This window comes from Salegentibacter echinorum (assembly GCF_900129445.1).
In the GTDB taxonomy this organism is placed as follows: domain Bacteria; phylum Bacteroidota; class Bacteroidia; order Flavobacteriales; family Flavobacteriaceae; genus Salegentibacter; species Salegentibacter echinorum.
Genome location: NZ_FQVT01000005.1, coordinates 17,094 through 36,813 on the forward strand (window position 1 = coordinate 17,094; position 19,720 = coordinate 36,813).

General features: G+C 37.9%; 18 protein-coding genes. 11 read left to right on the forward strand and 7 right to left on the reverse strand.

The annotated features are described in order from the left end of the window. Positions 1-42: 42 nt before the first annotated feature. The 7 genes from clpP to BUA71_RS09680 form a co-directional block, all read right to left on the reverse strand. A complete protein-coding gene (clpP, locus tag BUA71_RS09650; RefSeq protein ID WP_072879156.1) occupies positions 43-720 on the reverse strand; it encodes an ATP-dependent Clp endopeptidase proteolytic subunit ClpP in 678 nt (225 codons plus the stop codon). Between the two features lie 227 nt (positions 721-947). Next, positions 948-2,270 (reverse strand): trigger factor, encoded by a 1,323-nt coding sequence (tig, locus tag BUA71_RS09655; protein ID WP_072879158.1) that lies wholly within the window; start codon positions 2,268-2,270, stop codon positions 948-950. An 86-nt stretch (positions 2,271-2,356) separates the two neighbouring features. Further along, a complete protein-coding gene (locus BUA71_RS09660; RefSeq protein WP_072879171.1) occupies positions 2,357-2,698 on the reverse strand; it encodes a phage holin family protein in 342 nt (113 codons plus the stop codon). 268 nt (positions 2,699-2,966) lie between these two features. Beyond that, positions 2,967-4,502: an SGNH/GDSL hydrolase family protein gene (locus BUA71_RS09665; RefSeq protein ID WP_072879173.1), complete on the reverse strand. Its 1,536-nt coding sequence runs from the start codon at positions 4,500-4,502 to the stop codon at positions 2,967-2,969. Between the two features lie 4 nt (positions 4,503-4,506). Beyond that, the gene (locus BUA71_RS09670) at positions 4,507-5,766 is read right to left on the reverse strand and encodes an OmpP1/FadL family transporter (RefSeq protein WP_072879175.1); all 1,260 of its coding nucleotides are present in this window, start codon (positions 5,764-5,766) and stop codon (positions 4,507-4,509) included. Between the two features lie 118 nt (positions 5,767-5,884). Next, positions 5,885-6,649: an alpha/beta fold hydrolase gene (locus BUA71_RS09675; RefSeq protein WP_072879177.1), complete on the reverse strand. Its 765-nt coding sequence runs from the start codon at positions 6,647-6,649 to the stop codon at positions 5,885-5,887. 16 nt (positions 6,650-6,665) lie between these two features. Beyond that, a complete protein-coding gene (locus BUA71_RS09680) occupies positions 6,666-7,379 on the reverse strand; it encodes a pyridoxine 5'-phosphate synthase (protein WP_072879179.1) in 714 nt (237 codons plus the stop codon). 168 nt (positions 7,380-7,547) lie between these two features. Here BUA71_RS09680 and BUA71_RS09685 point away from each other — a divergent pair, with 168 nt between their 5' ends. The 11 genes from BUA71_RS09685 (at position 7,548) to BUA71_RS09735 (ending at position 19,693) form a co-directional block, all read left to right on the forward strand. After that, on the forward strand, positions 7,548-8,204 hold the full coding sequence (locus BUA71_RS09685; RefSeq protein WP_072879181.1) for a CBS domain-containing protein: 657 nt from the start codon (positions 7,548-7,550) through the stop codon (positions 8,202-8,204). A 110-nt stretch (positions 8,205-8,314) separates the two neighbouring features. Beyond that, on the forward strand, positions 8,315-9,199 hold the full coding sequence (locus BUA71_RS09690) for an NAD kinase (protein WP_072879183.1): 885 nt from the start codon (positions 8,315-8,317) through the stop codon (positions 9,197-9,199). A 100-nt stretch (positions 9,200-9,299) separates the two neighbouring features. Beyond that, the gene (porG, locus tag BUA71_RS09695) at positions 9,300-10,010 is read left to right on the forward strand and encodes a type IX secretion system protein PorG (protein ID WP_072879185.1); all 711 of its coding nucleotides are present in this window, start codon (positions 9,300-9,302) and stop codon (positions 10,008-10,010) included. Between the two features lies 1 nt (position 10,011). Further along, positions 10,012-10,752, forward strand: a complete 741-nt coding sequence (locus tag BUA71_RS09700) for an isoprenyl transferase (RefSeq protein ID WP_072879187.1) — start codon at positions 10,012-10,014, stop codon at positions 10,750-10,752. After that, positions 10,724-13,375: an outer membrane protein assembly factor BamA gene (gene bamA, locus BUA71_RS09705; RefSeq protein WP_083572071.1), complete on the forward strand. Its 2,652-nt coding sequence runs from the start codon at positions 10,724-10,726 to the stop codon at positions 13,373-13,375. The genes BUA71_RS09700 and bamA overlap by 29 nt, the downstream gene beginning before the upstream one ends. A 31-nt stretch (positions 13,376-13,406) precedes the next feature. Then, positions 13,407-14,222: an OmpH/Skp family outer membrane protein gene (locus BUA71_RS09710; protein ID WP_072879189.1), complete on the forward strand. Its 816-nt coding sequence runs from the start codon at positions 13,407-13,409 to the stop codon at positions 14,220-14,222. A 47-nt stretch (positions 14,223-14,269) separates the two neighbouring features. Continuing rightward, the gene (locus BUA71_RS09715; RefSeq protein WP_072879191.1) at positions 14,270-14,779 is read left to right on the forward strand and encodes an OmpH/Skp family outer membrane protein; all 510 of its coding nucleotides are present in this window, start codon (positions 14,270-14,272) and stop codon (positions 14,777-14,779) included. Positions 14,780-14,858: 79 nt separating this feature from the next. After that, complete coding sequence (murI, locus tag BUA71_RS09720) at positions 14,859-15,656, forward strand: glutamate racemase (RefSeq protein WP_072879193.1); 798 nt, start codon at positions 14,859-14,861, stop codon at positions 15,654-15,656. A 250-nt stretch (positions 15,657-15,906) separates the two neighbouring features. Further along, a complete protein-coding gene (locus tag BUA71_RS09725; protein WP_072879195.1) occupies positions 15,907-16,833 on the forward strand; it encodes a NifU family protein in 927 nt (308 codons plus the stop codon). A gap of 481 nt (positions 16,834-17,314) precedes the next feature. After that, positions 17,315-17,515, forward strand: a complete 201-nt coding sequence (locus BUA71_RS09730; RefSeq protein WP_072879197.1) for a dodecin family protein — start codon at positions 17,315-17,317, stop codon at positions 17,513-17,515. Positions 17,516-17,650: 135 nt separating this feature from the next. Next, positions 17,651-19,693 (forward strand): thioredoxin domain-containing protein, encoded by a 2,043-nt coding sequence (locus BUA71_RS09735; protein ID WP_072879199.1) that lies wholly within the window; start codon positions 17,651-17,653, stop codon positions 19,691-19,693. Positions 19,694-19,720: the final 27 nt, after the last annotated feature.

The window sequence follows — 19,720 nt, forward strand, 5'->3', positions numbered from 1 at the left end:
ATTTTTCTATTTTCGGTTTAAATATAGAAGCCGAAAAATATTTTATCCTTCTCGGGTTAAAATTTCATCAATCATTCCATACTTTTTGGCCTTATCTGCCTTCATCCAGTAATCGCGATCACTATCCTCTTCAATCTTAGCATAGGTTTGGCCAGAATGCTTAGCGATAATCTCATACAGTTCCTTTTTAAGGGTTAAGATTTCCCGAGCCGTAATTTCTATATCACTGGCCTGTCCTTGCGCGCCACCAAGTGGCTGGTGGATCATCACCCTGGAGTGAGGTAAACCACTTCGTTTTCCTTTTTCACCGGCGCAAAGCAGTACTGCTCCCATAGAAGCGGCCATGCCGGTACAAATTGTAGCCACATCTGGCTTTATAAACTGCATAGTGTCATAAATTCCCAATCCTGCATAAACACTACCACCGGGGGAATTGATATAAATTTGAATATCTTTTGAGGCATCTGTACTTTCTAAAAACAGCATCTGCGCCTGGATAATATTGGCAACCTGATCGTTTATCGCCGTACCCATAAAAATGATCCTATCCATCATTAACCTGGAAAAAACATCCATGGCAACAGCATTCATTTGTCGCTCTTCAATAATATTTGGGGTCATCCCCGTTGGTGTCATACTGCTCACTATTTTCTGGTAATAATTACTATTTATCCCGTGGTGTTTAGTGGCGTATTTTTCAAATTCTTTTCCGTAGTCCATCAAATTTTTGTTTTTGCGCTATAATTTTATAGCCGTCTTACAAGTAAGTTAAACCTATGGGTGAGCCCAGAGATAATTCCAAATACTTTTTGGATTAAACCAGAAAATACTTCGGGCCATTCCGAAGATTTTCGGAAGACGAAGTATTTTCTCTCACAGTACTTTTATAAGGCATTGCTCCAATAGGTTTCAATACCCTAAATATAAGTATAAATTATAGAAAGAGTTTACTCGTAAATTTCTTTTACAAACTCATCATAAGTCACTTCTTTTTCTTCAAAGCTCATTTTCTCTTTGTAGAAATCGAGTAACTTCTCGTTCATTAATTGTTCTGAAAGGCGCTTAACCTCATCCTGGTTAGACAATATTCTTGCAGCGATATCGTCTAATTCTTTATCCTGAGGATTCATTTGGCCAAACTGTGCCATTTGTTCCTTGATCTTTTCTTTAGCAAAAGCTTTAAGGTCTTCAAATTCTACCGAAAGGTTATTTTCGTTTACAATCTTACCTTCAATTAGCTGGTAACGTAAACCTTCTTCACTCTTTTCATATTCTTCCTTTGCTTCTTCCTCGGTCATTGGTTTTTCACCAACGGTTTGAATCCATTTTTGAAGAAATTCTTTTGGAAGATCAAATTTAGTTTGCTCAATAAGCTGCTTGGTCACATCATTCATTAACTGTTGATCGCTCTGCTGCTTAAATTGCTTTGCGGCATCTTCCTTTATTTTGTCTTTAAGCCCATCTTCACTGGTTACTTCTCCTTCGCCGAAAAGCTTATCGAACAATTCCTGGTTCAAATCGGCAAGCTCGGTATGATTTACTTCCTTAACTTTAAATTCAACTTCTATATCAAGATCGTGAGCCTTATCGTGTTCAATACCAAGATGCTGAATTAGGTCATGATCATCTTCAAAAAGATTTTTGGTTTTTAAAGTAAGCACATCGCCAACTTTAGCACCTACAAATTTATTAAGGTTTCTCTTCCCTTTAATTTTTTCTAATTCTATGGAAGTTTCTTTTTCTATACCTTCTTCTTCATTTTTAAAAGTTCCGGCTACAGTATCTCCTTCTTCAGCTTCTTCCTTAGAAACCAATTTTCCATATTGTTTTCTAATAGATTCAATTTGGTTATTCACCATTTTCTCGTCTGCAACGATGCTATAGTGGGTTACCGGCTTTTCAAGTTCAAGGTTTACCTCAAATTGTGGCGCAAGGCCCAATTCAAATTCAAAAGTATAGGCTTCTTTTTCCCAGTCGAAATCTTCTTGATCCTTCGGAATAGGATTTCCAAGAACATCAAGTTTTTCTTCGGTTAGGTAATTATTAAGCGAATCCTGTAAAAGTTTATTCACCTCATCTACCAATACAGCCTGCCCGTATTGTTTTTTTACCATTCCCATAGGTACGTGTCCTTTCCTAAATCCCGGGATATTGGCATTTTTACGGTAATCTTTTAAGATCTTCTCAACTTTACCGGCGTAGTCTTCTTTGGCGATATCTACTTTTACCACCGCGTTCAATTCGTCTATATTTTCTCTGGTAATATCCATCTTGACTTGTTATAAAAATTGGAGTGCAAAATTACACTTTTTTCCGAAGCGCACAAAGTTTCAATTTATTGAATTTCAGCAGGCTGTTAATCTTTTCCCAACAAAGAAAACAAGAGCGATTGAAACAGCGATAAAAGCAAACTAAAAAGTAAAGCGACAAAAAAGCCGTTTACCGCAAAGCCAGAAACAAAAGCATCTGCCATTAAAATTATGATCGCATTAATGACCAAAAGAAACAATCCAAGGGTGAGAATGGTCACCGGGAGTGTAAAAAGAATTAGAAGTGGTTTTACAAGCAGATTTAATATCGCCAAAACCAGGGCTACAATAACAGCGGTTAGATAACCTGTTACGGCAACGCCCGGCAGAAGCTTAGCAAGTAGAACCACAGCCAGGGCGGTTAGCAATATCCTTAAAATAAAATTCATTTTTCTATATTTTAGAAACGGAAAAGTACAAAAAAACGCCGGAACTATCCGGCGTTTTAAATTTTAGTAAGTCACCTATTTAAAAGCATATATTTTACAAGTAAGTGTAAATGCATTCTAAATTCAGTTGGGTGTAATCCTGAATATTGCTTATAGGAATTTTTATTTGTCATCCTAAAGCGCAGGCATGCAGCAAAGAATCTTCAAATTAAGAAAAAAGATTCCTCCTTCGTCGGAATGACAGTCCTGCAATATTCAATTATATGATTTATTGCACATCATTACTTGGGGTAACCGTATTATAGGCACCTACGTTCACTTTGGGAACCTCGGCATTATAGGTTTTATTAATTTCTTCGATCATTTTATTGGCAACTATAGCATAACCGCGCGGAGTTAAATGCACTCCGTCTAATGAAAAAGCGCCCCCCGTCACAAAAGTAGAAGTCACCGAACCACCATCGTAGGTTATTCCGCCGTTTGCCAATTGCTTGAGCATGGCATTGGCATCTACCAAAGCCAGATCATTTGTTTGTGCAAGCCCTGCGATCGTATTATTATATTTTTCAGTAGCACTTTTTACTAACTCCTGTTCGGCGGTAGTTAGCACATGTTCATCTCCCAAAGGAACCGATACTCCATTCACCATATTAGGATCATCATTTACCGTTGTTCCCAGAAAACCAGAACTGGTTAACGGGATAAGATCGCCTGGCGTTGCCTGCCTAAGCTGACTTAACAACCCGGCCGTTTGAGGATCTAAATTAAAAGGTGGTCCCTGGATTGCCTGACTAATATCGGTAAGTGACTCATCTTGTAGGGTTACGTAGTTTTGACCTTCAGCAAAATTAATTTGCCTGGCCTGGGCTTCTTCCGCAGAAATAAATCCTGCCTGAACCAGTCCCGGCAGCACCTGGGTATTATAAGCAGAAAACTGCTGATTTAAAGCTCCGGCAGTTTGCGCGTCTAATGGAATAGGATTAGCTGGAACGGTGGTAAAAAATGGAACTGTCGCTACATCTGGAATATTAACAAGTACACCCCCACTCGCTTTAGCTGCTAAATCCTGAACCATTTTACCGTATAAATTAGCAAAAACATTGGCATCTGTAATATCATTACTGCCATAAGTAGAAGGGTCTAAATTCCCGGTTTGATCTATGCCGGTTCCTCCCGAAGTAGCATAACCCAACACATCGTTATTTCCTATCCATAAAGAAAAGAAAGTAGGCTCCTGTACCAGCGCATCTGCTAAAACCGTGGTTTGTGGAGAAGAAGCAAAACGCGCGAAATAAGGATTTGCTTTGCCTGCAGCTACCCCTTCAACATTGCCATAACCGGGAGCCACGAGATGATAGGATTTTGCACCGGGCGCACCGAGATTACCAAATGGACCTTCTAAAACTTTACCCACCTCTGTTGTAGGTTGCATTCCCGAATAAACCTTTGGCGCGGGACCACTTTCCAAAAATGCCAGAACAAGCCTATTGGAAGTAATTTGATTTCCTCCCAGTAAAAGTCCGCCGGCATTATCGCTCATATAAGGCACCCGAAATTCTTCGGTTGCCTGGGTTTTTTCAAATTGTTGCGCGAGAATATTTGGATAAGAACTTTCCTGCCCCGTGATATAGAGGGCATTATCGGCATAACCAGCGGTAAGGGAATTACCCAGGGCCACGTAACGCGAAAAATCTGCTTCGCCATTACTATAAGCTCCCACTTCATCTACAGGATTATCAAAATCTGGTTCACAAGAAACGATCCCCAGGGCAAGTATTGCTATATATTTAAAATAATATTTCATGTGTTTATAATTTATAAGTTACACCAAGTCCCGGCACAAAAGCCGATGTTTTATAGGTTCCTTCAAACGGCACTCCGTCATAATTCGGAAATTCCGAAGGATCTGGAGCATAAGACTCATCCACCTCTTTAAACCTGTTGTAAAGAAAAGCCGCATCTATGGCCAGGTGGTCATTTATATTTACTGAAAGTCCGCCGGTAAATCCATGCGCATCGTTTCTAGGGGTTTCGGGAGCGAAATAACCAGATTCAACGGGAGATTCATCGAAGTAGTAGCCTACTCTTAGCGTGATCATATCGTTGGCTAAATATTGCAACCCAAACCTATAGGTAGAAGAATTGCTATAATTACGCGGATTCTTGGAATCTGGAATATTACTATTAGCAAAGTCGATATCCAGGGATTTATAAGCATCCCAATAGGTCATATTATAATCGAAAGCCAGCAGCCATTTATCTAAAAGTGCATAAGAAACGCCTACGCTAAGTTCTGCGGGCAAAGGCAGGGCGGCGTCAAATTTGGTATCCTCAAACGGGGTTTGAGGGGAGTTTGGGATATTTTGAAAAGTAGCATCCCCTTCCTCGGCCTCCACATTAATCTCACTGCGGTAATTCACACCAAACGTAAGATCTTCGGTCGCTCTAAACATAGCACCGGCAGACCATCCAAAAGCGTGCACTCCACTGGCATCTATGGTAACATTAGACCGTTCTCCATTAATGTCGGTAAGGGTGCGATTAAGGTTACGGTTAAAATTCACAGACCCGCTCACATAAATTGGACCTCCGCCAACACTTAGTTGATCTGTAATTCTTACTGAAGCCAGCGCCTGTATATAAATTGCCTGCAGCTCTATATTGTTGTTCAAATGTGATCCTGCCCAATCTGTTGGCCACTCCACCGTACTGCCATAAGGCGTATAAGCTGCCAACCCAAGGGTCAACCAATCGTTTACACGATAGGAACCATAAGCATAAAAAGGCGTGCCCACGGGACTATCGGTTTCGGCACTAATACCATAGTCTGAGTTTTGATATTTTACCTTTGAAAATACGGCGCTTACACCGGCAGAAACATTAATCTTGTTTTCAAGATATGCCAGCCCGGCAGGATTAAAAAAAGCAAGTTCTGCGTTACTCACAACGGCAACCCCGGTATGGCCCATCGCCAGGGAGCGCTGTCCCTGGAGGCTTACCCTATACCCACCGGCATAAGTTACCGCAGCCATTAGCCCAAAAAGGCCAAGGAATAGAAATTTTCTCATAATAAGTTAGGTTTGTTTTAATTCTAATGTTTTGTTAAGTTCAAAATTAACATTAATTATAAATTACCCAACAATATCGAAAAATTTATTATGTATGCATAATAAAAATAGAAAGATTTTAAATAAATTCAACTACAAGCTTATAGAACTCTTCCATTTTCTCAGCGTGAACCCAGTGTCCTGCCCCTTCTATTTCCTTAAATTCAGTTAAAGAAAATTGTTTTTTAATCTCTTCTTTATCTTTTTCCTTAATATAATTAGAGTTACCTCCTTTTATAAACAAGGTAGGACCTTCAAAAGATTTTTTCTGCGAAAGACCCTTCCCTATTTCTTCAATATGTTCTTTTAAAGTTTCCAGGTTTACCTTTAGGCAATAAGTACCTTCAACCTTACGCTTTAAATTTTTTAATAAGAAAAGTCGAACGGGTTTTTCTGAAATAAATTCAGAAAGGAGCTCATCGGCTTCCTGCCGGGAAGCTAAATCGGCTTCTTCCAGCGCCGTTAAGCCTTTTAAAATTTGTTGATGATGTGGCTTGTAATATTTTGGCGCGATATCTACCACAATAAGCTTTTTAATAAGCTCTGGATAATTGGCTGCAGCAAGCATAGCCGTTTTTCCACCCATAGAATGCCCCATCAAAACAACATCTTTTAAAGCGTGTTCTTCGCAATAGGCTTTTACATCTTTTGCCATAAGCTCGTAAGAATGTTCGTCACTATGCGGACTTTTACCATGGTTGCGTTGATCTACCAAATGCACCTGAAATGACTTTTCTTTAGCTATTTTATTTCCCAGGGTTTTCCAATTATCGCTCATTCCCAAAAAACCATGTAGAATCAATAAAGGGGTTCCCTCTCCCAATATTATAGAATGTAATTTCATTTTTTTTAGCTTACAATTAGTTCAACAAGTCGCGGTATTTCTTAATGGTATCTTCAAGCCCAAGGTATAAAGCCTCGGCAATTAAGGCATGACCAATAGAAACCTCGTCCAGATGTGGTACTTTTTTCTGAAAATAATGAATATTATCTAAAGAGAGATCGTGCCCGGCGTTAATACCAAGACCTAAAGTATGCGCTAACTCTGCACACCTGTTATAAGGTTCCACTCCTTTTTTATCACTATTAGCATAAGCTACCGCATAGGATTCGGTATATAACTCTATTCGATCTGTTCCGGTTTCCAAAGCAGCTTTCACCATTTCTTCATCGGGATCTACAAAAATAGAGGTTCTAATTCCATGTTGCTTAAATTCCTTAATTACATCCTGTAAGAATTCTTTGTTTTTAACCGTGTCCCAACCCGCATTGGAAGTTATCGCATCTTCAGCATCTGGCACCAGGGTTACCTGCGCCGGTTTAACTTCTAACACTAGATTAATGAATTTTGCAATAGGGTTCCCTTCAATGTTAAATTCGGTTTTTAGCAAAGGAGCCAAATCCCGCACATCTTTATAAGTAATATGTCTTTCATCTGGCCTTGGATGCACGGTTATGCCCTGCCCGCCAAAAGATTCAATTTTCTGCGCTGCTTCCACCACATTGGGGATATCACCGCCACGCGCATTCCTTAGGGTGGCGATTTTATTGATATTCACACTTAATTTAGTCATTATAAAAGTTTTTATTAAGAACTTATCTCATTTTTTATGTTCCCCGGCCTAAAGCTTTAGCGATACCGGCTTCAAACGTATAACCTAAAGGTATTCTCACAAAAATACAAACTTGTAAATGGTCTAAGAATTTTATTTTAATTAATTTGCACCAAAGAAGGTACGAGTATGAATATGGAGAATTTTATAATTAACGATGTTGCAATTCGGGAATTTTCAGAACAAATAGAGGAAATTCAGAATTTATTCAATCAATTGACTTATTCGCATCTTCCGGTAGCGAACAACGGGATGTATTTAGGTTGTATTTCTGAAAATGATATTCGCTGCTTCGATGCTCATAAAACCCTGGCAGATTATCAATATGCTTTGGAAGGCTTTTTTGTGAGAGACACCGATTACTGGCTGGATATTTTGGAGAAATTTGCGCAAAACAATACTAATATTTTACCGGTTTTAGATGAAGAAAACGATTATTTGGGCTATGTAGAATTAACCGAAATCATCTCACTTTTTAATGAAACACCATTTTTAAGTGAAGCGGGGAATATTATTGTGATTCAAAAAGGTATCCAGGATTATTCTTTTGGAGAAATTGTTCAAATTGTAGAATCAAACAACGCCAATTTACTTGGAATTTTCATCTCTAAAATTGAAAATGATGTAGCGCAAATCACTCTAAAGTTGAGTCCGTCTGGTATTAACGAGATCATTCAATCCTTTAGAAGGTATTCTTATAAGATTGTTTCTGAACACCAGGAAGATAATTTTAAAAAGAACCTTAAAGACAGGTCAAAATACTTAGACAAATATTTAAATATATAACATTTAATCGATCGAAGTCACCCGAAGATTTAGCCCATTAAAATATTTAATAACAAGGTAAAAGGTTCCCGGTTAGGGAGCACAAAAAAAGACCTGTAAAAAAGACATATATGAAAGTAGGCATTTACGGCCAGTTTTATCATCCCAATGCCGGAAAATATATCGCACAACTTCTAAGTTTGCTTCAACAAAATAACATTGAAGTAGTAATAGAAGAAAACTTTCTAAGACTCATTGAGCTTAACAAATGCATTGATAAGAAGTATGCTAAATTTAAAACCTTTAGCAATTTAGATGAAAGTTTTGAGCTTTTTTTCTGCATTGGAGGAGATGGCACTATTCTTAAATCCATTAATTATGTAAGGGATTTAGACATCCCCATTATTGGCATCAACACAGGGCGCCTTGGCTTTTTGGCAACCTTGCAAAAGGAAGAAATTGAAGAAACCCTGGATCATATTCTTCAGAAGAAATTTAGCACCTCTCCAAGAACGGTACTGGATGTAAGCACCAATCCCCCAAGTAAGGACCCGGTTTTTGAACAGGTAACTTTAAATGAAATTGCTGTGAGCCGTAAAAACAGCACTTCCATGATCACCATAGATACCTGGCTAGACGATAAATATTTGAATTCTTACTGGGCAGATGGATTAATAGTTTCCACCCCTACCGGCTCCACGGGATATTCCCTAAGTTGCGGGGGACCGGTAATCACGCCAGACGCCGGCGTACTTATTATTACTCCAATAGCACCACATAATTTAAACGCGCGACCGCTCATTATAAAAGACAGCACAAAAATCACCTTACGGGTTTCCAGCCGGGAAGACACCCACCTTATTTCTATGGACTCCCGCATCGCCACCCTGGAAGATAATACTGAGATAATTATAAAAAAAGCACCGCACGACATCAATCTCGTTGAACTCACAGACGGAAGCTTTCTTCACACCTTGCGTAAAAAGCTTATGTGGGGAGAAGACAAACGAAATTAAACAATATTCTTTTTAAAAAACTGTTTATGCATATATACATTATGGCTCAAATTATTGTGGAGCAAACATAATTGTTATATTTGCAAACTTTTGAAAACCTATGAGGTACTTATTAGTTTTTGTTATTACGCTGGTTTTTGCGCAAAAATCATATTCTCAAACATTTGAAATAGGGCCATATATTGGCGGCGCAAACTATATAGGCGATGTAGGCCGAACAAATTTTATACTCCCCAACAATCTTGTAGGAGGTGCACTTATTAAATGGAATCGCAGCGCTCGCCACGCCTTTAGGTTTTCGCTTATGTATGCAGAAATTAGCGCAGATGACGCAAATGCTAATGACGCCAGAAGAAAAAACAGGGGTTATTCCTTTAACAATACCATAGGCGAAGCTTCTTTGGGAATAGAATATAACTTTTGGAGTTTCGATTTACACGAAGGCCACCCGCAAAGCACTCCTTATCTATATTCTGGCATAAGCTATTTTAAGTCAGATCACTTAAAATTAAGTGCTCCATATCCAAACGGTGAATTGGTAAACGAAACTGCCAACTGGAGTTTTGCCATTCCAATAGTATTTGGTTATAAAGAAAGTATCACCAGGCATATTATAGGTGCTTTAGAAATAGGTGCCAGATATACTTTTACAGATAATTTAGACGGCAGCTGGCCAGAAGAACTCACAGGAGACCGCAGCAGCGTTACTGGACTGGAATTTGGAAACGAAAACACCAATGACTGGTATGTTTTTACCGGGGTAAGTTTCACCTTTTCCTGGGGTAGAAAACCTTGTTATAGTAATTTTTAGGATGAAAAATAAGGAAGACATCAATCTCAAAAAGCTACCACAACACATTGCCATAATCATGGATGGTAACGGTCGTTGGGCTAGAAAAAAAGGCTTTTTAAGAGCTGCCGGGCACGAAGAAGGGACTACGGCTGTAAAAGATGTGGTAGAAGCTTCAGCAGAGATAGGTATTGAGTATTTAAGCCTTTATGCTTTTTCTACCGAGAATTGGAAGCGCCCCAAGCTGGAAGTGGATACCCTCATGAAACTCCTTGTTTCTTCCCTAAAAAAAGAGATCAAAACACTTCAGGATAATAATATTAAACTTAATGCGATTGGTAATTTAAAGACCCTCCCAAAGAAGGTTTATCGTGAGTTACAGGAAGTTATAGAAAAAACAAAGGATAACGACCGTATGGTGCTCAACCTCGCGCTAAGCTACGGCTCCCGGGAGGAATTAACTTCTGTAGTAAAAGAAATAAGCGAAAAAGTTAAAAATAACGAATTATCTACCAATGCTATTGATGAATCGGTTATAAATAAGCATCTTTACACCCGAAATTTTCCGGAGGTAGATTTGTTAATAAGAACCAGCGGAGAGCAACGTATTAGCAATTTTCTTCTATGGCAAATTGCTTATGCTGAATTATATTTCACAAAAATATTATGGCCAGATTTTAGAAAAGAAAATCTTTTTAACGCCATTTACAACTATCAAAATAGAGAAAGACGATTTGGAAAAACCAGCGAGCAACTTAGTTAGCCCTTGCACAGCAACGCGAATATTTACATTCCTGGCATTGGCCTTAGGTTTATTTTTTAGTATTTCTTCACAAGCGCAGGGCTTACCATTATCTGATGGAAAAAAATATACAATTGGCGATATTAAAGTTACAGGAACCATTAGTTTTAATGAACAAACGGTTATCGCTTATACGGGGCTTAAGAAAGGAGAGGAAGTTTTTATTCCTGGGGATAAGATAAGTGGCGTAATTAAAAAGCTTTGGGATTTAGACCAGTTTAGTGATATTAACTTTTACATCACCAATGTAAGCGATGATAATGTTGCCGATCTTGAAATTGAAATCCAGGAAGTTCCAAAACTTAATGAAGTTAAAGTTACGGGGCTTAAAAAACGGGAGAAAGAGGAAATCATTAAGGAAAATAAGCTAAGGAAAGGCGCAAAAGTTTCTGAAAACCTCATCACTACCACCAAAAATTATATTGAAAGTAAATATCGGAAAGATGGTTATTTTAATACAAAAGTTGCCATAAGAACTTCTGAAGTAAAAGATACTACCGCCTCCAACCTGGTAAACATGGTAGTTGACATTAACCAGGGCGACCGGGTTAAAATTAAGGATATAGATTTTATAGGAAACGAGAAATTCTCTGATGCTAAGCTGCGGCGCCAAATGAAAAACACCAAGCAGAAAAATTTTATTCGTTTTTGGAAAAGATCTAAATATGTAAAAGCCGATTATAAAGCAGATAAAGAGGCTATTATCGATAAATATAAAGAAAGCGGCTATCGCGATGCAAGAATTGTTACCGACTCATTGATTGATATAGATAAGAAAACCATTAGTCTTAAACTCAATGTAGAAGAAGGAGATCAATACTATATTGGTGATATCAATTATTTAGGGAACACTGTTTATTCTGATGAACAACTGCAAAGCGTTTTAAGAATTAATAAAGGAGATGTTTACAACGGTGTGCTGTTGGACAAACGAATTGCAGACCAAACAAAACCAGACGGGGAGGATTTGTCTAACCTGTATAAAAACAACGGTTACCTTTTCTCTAACATCAACCTTGTTGAAACCAATGTATATAACGACACTATTGATTTTGAAATTAGGATTGTAGAAGGAAAAGAAGCCTATTTTGACCATATTACAGTAACCGGAAATGACAAAACAAAGGATCACGTGATTTACCGGGAATTGCGAACCAAACCCGGGCAAAAATACAGCCAGGAAGATGTAGTATCTACCGTTCGGGAATTGGGGCAACTCGGGTTCTTTGATGCCGAGCAATTAGAACCAAAATTTGTAAACCCAGATCCTCAAGCGGGGACTTTAGATTTAGAATATTCGGTAGTTGAATCTGGGGCCAGCCAAATAGAACTACAAGGTGGTTACGGTGGCGGTGGTTTTATTGGTACCCTGGGATTATCTTTTAATAACTTCTCCTTATCGGGTATTTTTGATAAAGATGCTTACAAGCCAGTTCCTATGGGAGACGGGCAAACCTTATCACTTAGAGCACAAGCCAGTACCTTCTACCAAACCTACAGCCTTTCTTTTATGGAGCCCTGGTTAGGTGGAAAAAAGCCGGTAAGTTTACAAACCTCTTTTTCCTATACAAGACAATTTTTATTTGACTACAGAAGCCGAAAAGCAGATCGTAGTAGAAGTTTTGATATATTGGGTGTAAATGTTGGTTTAGCGAAGCGTTTAACTGTTCCAGATCCTTACATTACGGTTTCTCATTCTTTAGGTTTTCAGCGTTATAACCTCAACAATTACAATACCGGATTGTTTACTTTTGGAGACGGACACTCCAACAACTTTACTTATACTTTGGGACTTACCCGGGACAACACTTACGTGAACCCAATTTTCCCAATGGGAGGTTCAAAATTTAAAATTACAGCTAAATTTACTCCACCATATTCATTATGGAACGGGATAGACTATGCAAACCTGGCAGATCAAAGGGAATTCCAGCTAGAAGATGAAAACGGAAACCTTATAAACACCCAGGGAGACCGTGTTACCCCAGAAAATGCGGTTGGTGATCAACGTAAAATAGACCAAAAGAAATTTAACTGGTTGGAATTTTACAAAGTTAAATTTAGCGGGGATTGGTACACCAACCTTTTCAAAAAACTGGTATTAAAAACCAGTGTAGAATATGGTTTTCTGGGAGCGTATAACAACGATCGTGGTATCCCACCTTTTGAGCGTTTCTTTCTTGGTGGAGATGGTCTTGGTGCCTTTAGTTTAGATGGACGGGAAACTATACAGTTAAGAGGTTACCCAAACCAATCTGTAGTACCTATGGATAGACCTTCTGGCGTTAGTGATGACGGGGCTACCATTTACAACAAGTACTCTTTAGAACTTAGGTACCCAATTACACTTAAACCATCGGCATCAATCTATGCCCTAACTTTTATTGAAGGCGGTGCATCTTATGATAATTTTAAAGATTTTAATCCTTTTCAATTAAGTAGATCAGCGGGTGCAGGATTGCGAATCTTTATGCCAGCTTTTGGTCTACTGGGAATTGATTTTGGATATGGTTTCGATCCTATTGGCACAGATAGCGGGGCACACGGTTGGGAAACGCATTTCATTATTGGACAACAATTTTAATTTGGCACGATATTTTCTATAACCCATATATATGATTAAAAGAAGGTTTTTATTCATAGTATTTATCCTGGCAGGATTGGGACTACAAGCCCAAAAATCCATACAGGTAGGATATGTAGATATGGAATATATCCTTCAAAATGTTCCCGAATACCAACAAGCGAGTAAGCAGTTGGAAGAGCGGGTGAAAGAATGGCAAAAAGAGATTCAGCAGAAACAGCAGGAAATTAATGAGATGAAAGCTACTTTACAAAACGAAAGAGCTTTACTAACACCCCAGCTAATTGAAGAACGCGAAGATGAAATTGCTTATCAACAGGAACAAGCCACAGATTATGAACAAAAACGCTTCGGTCCAGAAGGAGATTACATTCTTCAGAAAAAGCAATTGGTAAGGCCAATTCAGGACCAGGTATTTACGGCGGTACAGGAAATAGCCGAAAACAGAAACCTTGATTTTATATTTGATAGAAATTCTGAATCTGGAATGTTATTTGCCAATAAGCGTTATGATGTAAGCGACCAGGTTTTGAGAAGTATAAACAGGACTTCCAACCGCAAACAAATTGAAACCAGGCAGGAAAAAAGGGAGCTTGAAAGAGCCGAAGCTCGTACTGCAGAGGAAGATAAAGAAATTACAGATCGCGAGAAGGCGATTGAAGAAAGAAAAGCTGAACGAAGAGCGTTGATAGAAGAACAAAAAAGACAGCGGGATTCTATTAAAGAAGCCAGAAAGAGAGAATTTCAGGAGCGGCGAGAAAGAATATTAAAAGAAAGACAACAAAGAAGAGATTCTGTACAGGCTGCAAGGGAAGCCGAAAGAAACAAAAAAGATACAATTCAATAAAATAACAATTTTAAACTTTAATAATTAACAATTAATATCAATTAACAATGAAACAATTCAGAACACTTTTTATAGCTCTTGCCTTAACTTTAGGAGCTACTGCATTTACTAACGCACAAAGCAAAGTTGCCCACATTGCTACCCAGGAACTGGTAGAAACCATGCCAGCTTATAAAGATGCAATGTCACAATTGCAAAAGTTAGAAAAAACTTATGATGCTGAAATTAAAGATATGTTGACGGAAGCTCAGAATACCATGCAGCGTTACCAATCTGAAGCAGAAACTGTAACAGAGGAAGAAAACTCAAAAAGAGCCAGTGAACTTCAGGCTACCGAAAGAAGAATCCAGGAGCATAGCCAGAGAGCAAGACAGGAGCTTCAAAAGAAGGAGAATGACCTTATTAGACCTGTGATTGAAAAGGCGCGTGAAGCTATTCAAAAAGTAGCCAGAGCACAAGGCTATGACTATGTACTGGACTCAAGTACAGGAACAGGAGTTATCCTTGCCGATGGTAAAGATCTTATGAGCGAAGTAAAATCTGAGCTGGGAATGTAATAACTTTCCATCATAGAAAATAAAAGTTAAAACTGCGCCCTTTTGGAGCGCAGTTTTTATTTTTGTGTAAATGAGTTCAATGAGTAAGAGCAGTCCCATAGGTATATTTGATTCTGGAGTTGGCGGAACTTCCATTTGGCGGGAGATTCACGAATTAATGCCTTCAGAAAAAACCATTTATCTTGCCGATAGCAAATATGCACCTTATGGAGAGAAGCCTATTGAGGAGATAAAACAGCTTAGCAAAAAGAATACTGAAAAACTGCTAAAAATGGGTGCCAAAATTATTGTCGTAGCCTGTAATACTGCTACTACCAATGCCATTGAAGACCTACGTGCCTCCTACACTATTCCATTTATTGGTATTGAACCGGCAATTAAACCGGCGGCAACAAATTCAAAAACCAAAACTATAGGGATTCTCGCCACTCGCGGAACCCTAACCAGCAGTCTTTTTTCAAAAACTTCAGATTTTTACCGAAAGAATATTAACGTGGTTGAAGTTGAAGGCCGCGGACTCGTGGAATTGATAGAGGCAGGAGAGAAAGACTCACCCCAAATGCATATTTTATTGCTGAAGTTACTGGAGCCGTTTTTAATCAATAAAATTGATTACCTGGTTTTAGGCTGCAGCCACTACCCTTACCTAATTCCAAAATTAAGAGAATTACTACCTAAAAATGTACAAATAATAGATTCTGGAGAAGCCGTAGCCCGGCAAACCCAAAGTATTTTACAGCAACATAATTTACTGGCGCCCAAAAAAGATGCTTTAAATCCAAACCCGGAGTTCTTTAGTAATACCAATCCCACGGTGCTTTCTAAACTTATAAATGCATCTAAAAACGGATATAAAGTTTCTTACCTCGATTTTTAATTATTAGTCGAACACGTACAACCTCAGCGCTTTCTATTTTTGCTAAAATCAAAACCAATACCTAATTGATGAACGGTGGTTGCAAAAACCAATGGATGGAGATAATCCACATAATAGAAAAAGAGGCAGCAACCAAAAAAATCATTGCGTTCAATACAATTCGGCCCTGCTCAAAAGCTCAAAACCCTACTTAGTGAGTAAAGATATAGTTTACCTAAGTTTTCTTTACTAAGTTTGCAAAAAACTAGAAATGAACAACTTCACAGTCCATATACAACCCACAAACCAGCCTGCAATCGTAAAATTCGAAACTAACAATTTTCTCACCAGGCATGATAATTTTGAGTTCCATAATATAGATGAGGCCTCAAAATCGCCAATTGCACAGCAATTATTTTATTTACCTTTTGTAAAGACAGTTTATATTGCCCAAAATTTTATTGCGATAGAAAAGTATGATATTGTTTCCTGGGAAGATGTACAGGAAGAAGTAGCGACCCAAATTGAAAACTTTTTAAACGAAGGTGGGGTGGTTATAAAGGAAGAAAAAGAAGAACAAACGAAAAACGTGCCGGTAACGGTTTATGCAGAATCCACTCCAAATCCAGGAGTGATGAAGTTTGCAACCAACAGGAAATTAGTTTTAAAAACCGTGGAATTTAAAAATATAGATGAAGCTAAAAATTCCCCATTAGCACAGCAGCTCTTTCATTTTCCTTTTGTAAAAGCAGTATTTATTGATACCAATTATATATCTATTCACAAATATGATATGGCCGGTTGGGAAGAGATCACCATGGAATTGCGGGAATTTATCACCAATTACCTTAAAGAGGGAAAAGAAGTCCTAAAAGAAGAGGCTGCGGCCCCTCAACCAACACAAACCGATAATCACCCGGCCAGTCCAAAAGTAAGCCAGGAGATTAAAGATCTCGATGACACCTCAAAACAGGTGATAGCTATTTTAGACGAATATATTAAGCCGGCTGTAGCCAGCGATGGCGGCAATATTCTATTTGACTCTTATAACCCAGACAACAAAACGGTTAAAGTAATCTTACAGGGAGCCTGTAGCGGTTGCCCATCCTCAACACTAACCTTAAAAAACGGTATTGAAACAATGTTAAGGGATATGCTAAGCGGTAAGGTAGATTATGTAGAAGCCGTAAACGGATAAGCTGTTATAATGCTTATCGCATAAACTTCTCTAAACTTCTAATTATTATCTTCGGAAAATAATAATTTTGAATAAGCGAGAATCAAAGTATCTAGCTAGAAAGTATTAATTGCCACGAATACACGAATAATAGAAAATATTCGAGTGTTAGTGGCTTTTCTATTTTAATCAATAGGCTCTGGGTATTAAATACATTACAAATCGCAAATTACTTCACTTCTCACGGGAAACTATGTCGCTATCTTTTCAAAATTTGGATTAGAATAATTCTAAAACTCACCAGTGTAAACCATTAATTTTCAATAGATAACATTTTATTAAATTTATTATGCTATCTTTAGAAACACCTTTCTGAATTGAAAGCAAAAAAAATAGCGGTGACAGAACCAGTCTAAAAGCTGCGTTGTTCTTATATGGGTTTTTATCTCATTGTTTAAATTCAGAATAGAAACCATTATTAATCTTAATTAAACCAAGAATTATGTCTATTATTAAAGTGATTGAAGTTTTAGCCAGTTCTACCGAGAGTTGGGAAGATGCTACTAAAAAAGCGGTAAAACACGCAGCTAAAACTGTGAAAAATATAAAATCTGTTTATGTTAAAGAACAAAGTGCCCTTGTAAATGGTGAAAATATTACCGAGTTTAGGGTTAACGTAAAAATCTCTTTTGAAATAAGTTAAGAAAGAGATTACCATACTATTAATAAGAGGTTCTCGAAAAGTTTTGAAACTATAGGCTAACTGGATTTGGGGGTATGTTAGGTAAATAGGTCAAAGGTTTTAGAAAACCTCTTTTCTATTCATTAAAAACCAAATATGCCAGAACACAAATATACCAATCAACTTATTCACGAAAGCAGTCCCTATCTTCTACAACATGCTCATAACCCTGTAAATTGGCAGGCCTGGAGCACAGAAAGTCTTGACAACGCCCGGAAAAACAACAAGCTATTGCTTATTAGCATAGGTTATTCTGCCTGCCATTGGTGCCATGTGATGGAGCACGAAAGCTTTGAAGACGAAGGGGTTGCTGAAATGATGAATACCAACTTTATAAACATTAAAGTTGATAGAGAAGAACGCCCAGATATAGACCAGGTATATATGAACGCTGTGCAGGCCATGACCGGGTCTGGCGGTTGGCCAATGAATATTGTAGCTTTACCAGATGGCCGACCTGTTTGGGGCGGACTGTATTTTAGAAAAGAACAATGGTTGGATGCCCTTAAACAGCTTTCAGAATTATATAAAAATGAGCCGGAAAAAATGCAAGAATACGCTTCCCACCTGGAAGAAGGTTTGCAACAATTACAGCTTATTGATTTACCAAAAGAAGAGACAGATTTCTCTTCTGCATTTACTACAAATATTATTGAAAAGTGGAAAAAAAGTTTAGATCATAAAAACGGGGGCTCTAGAGGAGCTCCAAAATTTATGCTTCCGGTGAACCAGGAGTTTTTATTAAGAGCTGCAGTACAGCTAAATGACCGTGATTTAAAAGAACATACTTTACACAGCTTAGACAAAATTTCTTATGGAGGCGTCTTTGATCACATTGGCGGTGGGTTTTCACGATACTCTGTAGATGAACGCTGGCATGTCCCTCATTTTGAAAAAATGCTCTATGATAACGCCCAACTGGTAAGCTTATATTCCAAAGCATACAATTTGACCAAAAAAGAATGGTACAAAGAAGTTGTGTATAAAACATTACAATTTATAAAGGAGGAACTCACCGATACTTCCGGAGCCTTTTATTCTGCTTTAGATGCCGATAGTAAAGATGAGCAAGGTAACAAAGTTGAAGGCGCTTTTTATACCTGGACCAAAAAGCAGCTTCAGCAAATATTAAAAGACGATTTCACCATATTTTCGGCATATTATAATATTAATTCCTTCGGAAAATGGGAAGATGATAAGTATGTACTTATTAGGACAAAACCCGATGAAGCAATAGCTTCCGAATTTGATTTAAGCGAGAAAGAATTACTTCTGAAGAAAAAAAAATGGACAACTCAACTTAAAAAAATTCGTGAAAAGCGAGAAAAGCCAGGACTTGACGATAAAAGCCTTACTTCCTGGAATGCACTTATGTTGAACGCTTATGCCGAAGCCTATAAGAGTTTTAAAGAACCAGAATTTTTGGAAATGGCACTAAATAATGCCGGGTTTCTCTTAGAAAAACAAACCAAAGAAGATTTGAGGCTTTACCACAACTATAAGAATGGCAAAAGCAGTATTAATGCATACCTGGAAGATTATGTATTTTGCAGTGAGGCTTTCTTAAACCTTTATGAAACTACTTTTGAGGAAAAATGGCTGGAACGCAGTGAGCAATACATTAAAGTTTGCCTGGAAGATTTTCAGGATAAGGAAACGGGCTTGTTCTATTTTACATCCTCGCAAGATGAAGCTTTAATTACCAGAAATTTTGAATTGACCGATAATGTAACCCCGGCCTCCAACTCGGTAATGGCCAAAAACTTATTTAAAATTTCAAAAATCACCGGTAATACAGTCTATCGAGATATTGCAGAAAATATGTTAAAAGCTGTAAGCTCAAAAATAAAAACGCAACCACAAGCTTATTCCAACTGGCTTAATTTACTTCTTGATTTTACTGAAAATACCTACGAAGTCGCTATAACCGGAAAAAATGCCTTAGTTATAAAATCTGAGATTCAACAGGAATATTTGCCTAACATCCTTTTAGCCGGAAGTGAAAAAGCTTCAGCAATAAGTATTCTAAAAAACCGATTTCAGGAAAACAAAAATCTAATTTATATTTGTCACAATGGCACTTGCGAACTTCCTTTAACTTCAGTACCAGCAACTATTGAAACTCTAAAGCAGTTTTAACAATAATTAAACAGGATATTTTATTAT

Coding starts and splice junctions, on each gene's coding strand:
- BUA71_RS09710 (WP_072879189.1), top strand. CDS start 13,407: ATGATTAAAAGAAGGTTTTTATTCATAGTATTTATCCTGGCAGGATTG.
- BUA71_RS09660 (WP_072879171.1), bottom strand. CDS start 2,698: ATGAATTTTATTTTAAGGATATTGCTAACCGCCCTGGCTGTGGTTCTA.
- BUA71_RS09715 (WP_072879191.1), top strand. CDS start 14,270: ATGAAACAATTCAGAACACTTTTTATAGCTCTTGCCTTAACTTTAGGA.
- BUA71_RS09730 (WP_072879197.1), top strand. CDS start 17,315: ATGTCTATTATTAAAGTGATTGAAGTTTTAGCCAGTTCTACCGAGAGT.
- murI (WP_072879193.1), top strand. CDS start 14,859: ATGAGTAAGAGCAGTCCCATAGGTATATTTGATTCTGGAGTTGGCGGA.
- porG (WP_072879185.1), top strand. CDS start 9,300: ATGAGGTACTTATTAGTTTTTGTTATTACGCTGGTTTTTGCGCAAAAA.
- BUA71_RS09680 (WP_072879179.1), bottom strand. CDS start 7,379: ATGACTAAATTAAGTGTGAATATCAATAAAATCGCCACCCTAAGGAAT.
- tig (WP_072879158.1), bottom strand. CDS start 2,270: ATGGATATTACCAGAGAAAATATAGACGAATTGAACGCGGTGGTAAAA.
- BUA71_RS09675 (WP_072879177.1), bottom strand. CDS start 6,649: ATGAAATTACATTCTATAATATTGGGAGAGGGAACCCCTTTATTGATT.
- clpP (WP_072879156.1), bottom strand. CDS start 720: ATGGACTACGGAAAAGAATTTGAAAAATACGCCACTAAACACCACGGG.
- BUA71_RS09700 (WP_072879187.1), top strand. CDS start 10,012: ATGAAAAATAAGGAAGACATCAATCTCAAAAAGCTACCACAACACATT.
- BUA71_RS09735 (WP_072879199.1), top strand. CDS start 17,651: ATGCCAGAACACAAATATACCAATCAACTTATTCACGAAAGCAGTCCC.
- BUA71_RS09665 (WP_072879173.1), bottom strand. CDS start 4,502: ATGAAATATTATTTTAAATATATAGCAATACTTGCCCTGGGGATCGTT.
- BUA71_RS09725 (WP_072879195.1), top strand. CDS start 15,907: ATGAACAACTTCACAGTCCATATACAACCCACAAACCAGCCTGCAATC.
- BUA71_RS09685 (WP_072879181.1), top strand. CDS start 7,548: ATGAATATGGAGAATTTTATAATTAACGATGTTGCAATTCGGGAATTT.
- BUA71_RS09670 (WP_072879175.1), bottom strand. CDS start 5,766: ATGAGAAAATTTCTATTCCTTGGCCTTTTTGGGCTAATGGCTGCGGTA.
- BUA71_RS09690 (WP_072879183.1), top strand. CDS start 8,315: ATGAAAGTAGGCATTTACGGCCAGTTTTATCATCCCAATGCCGGAAAA.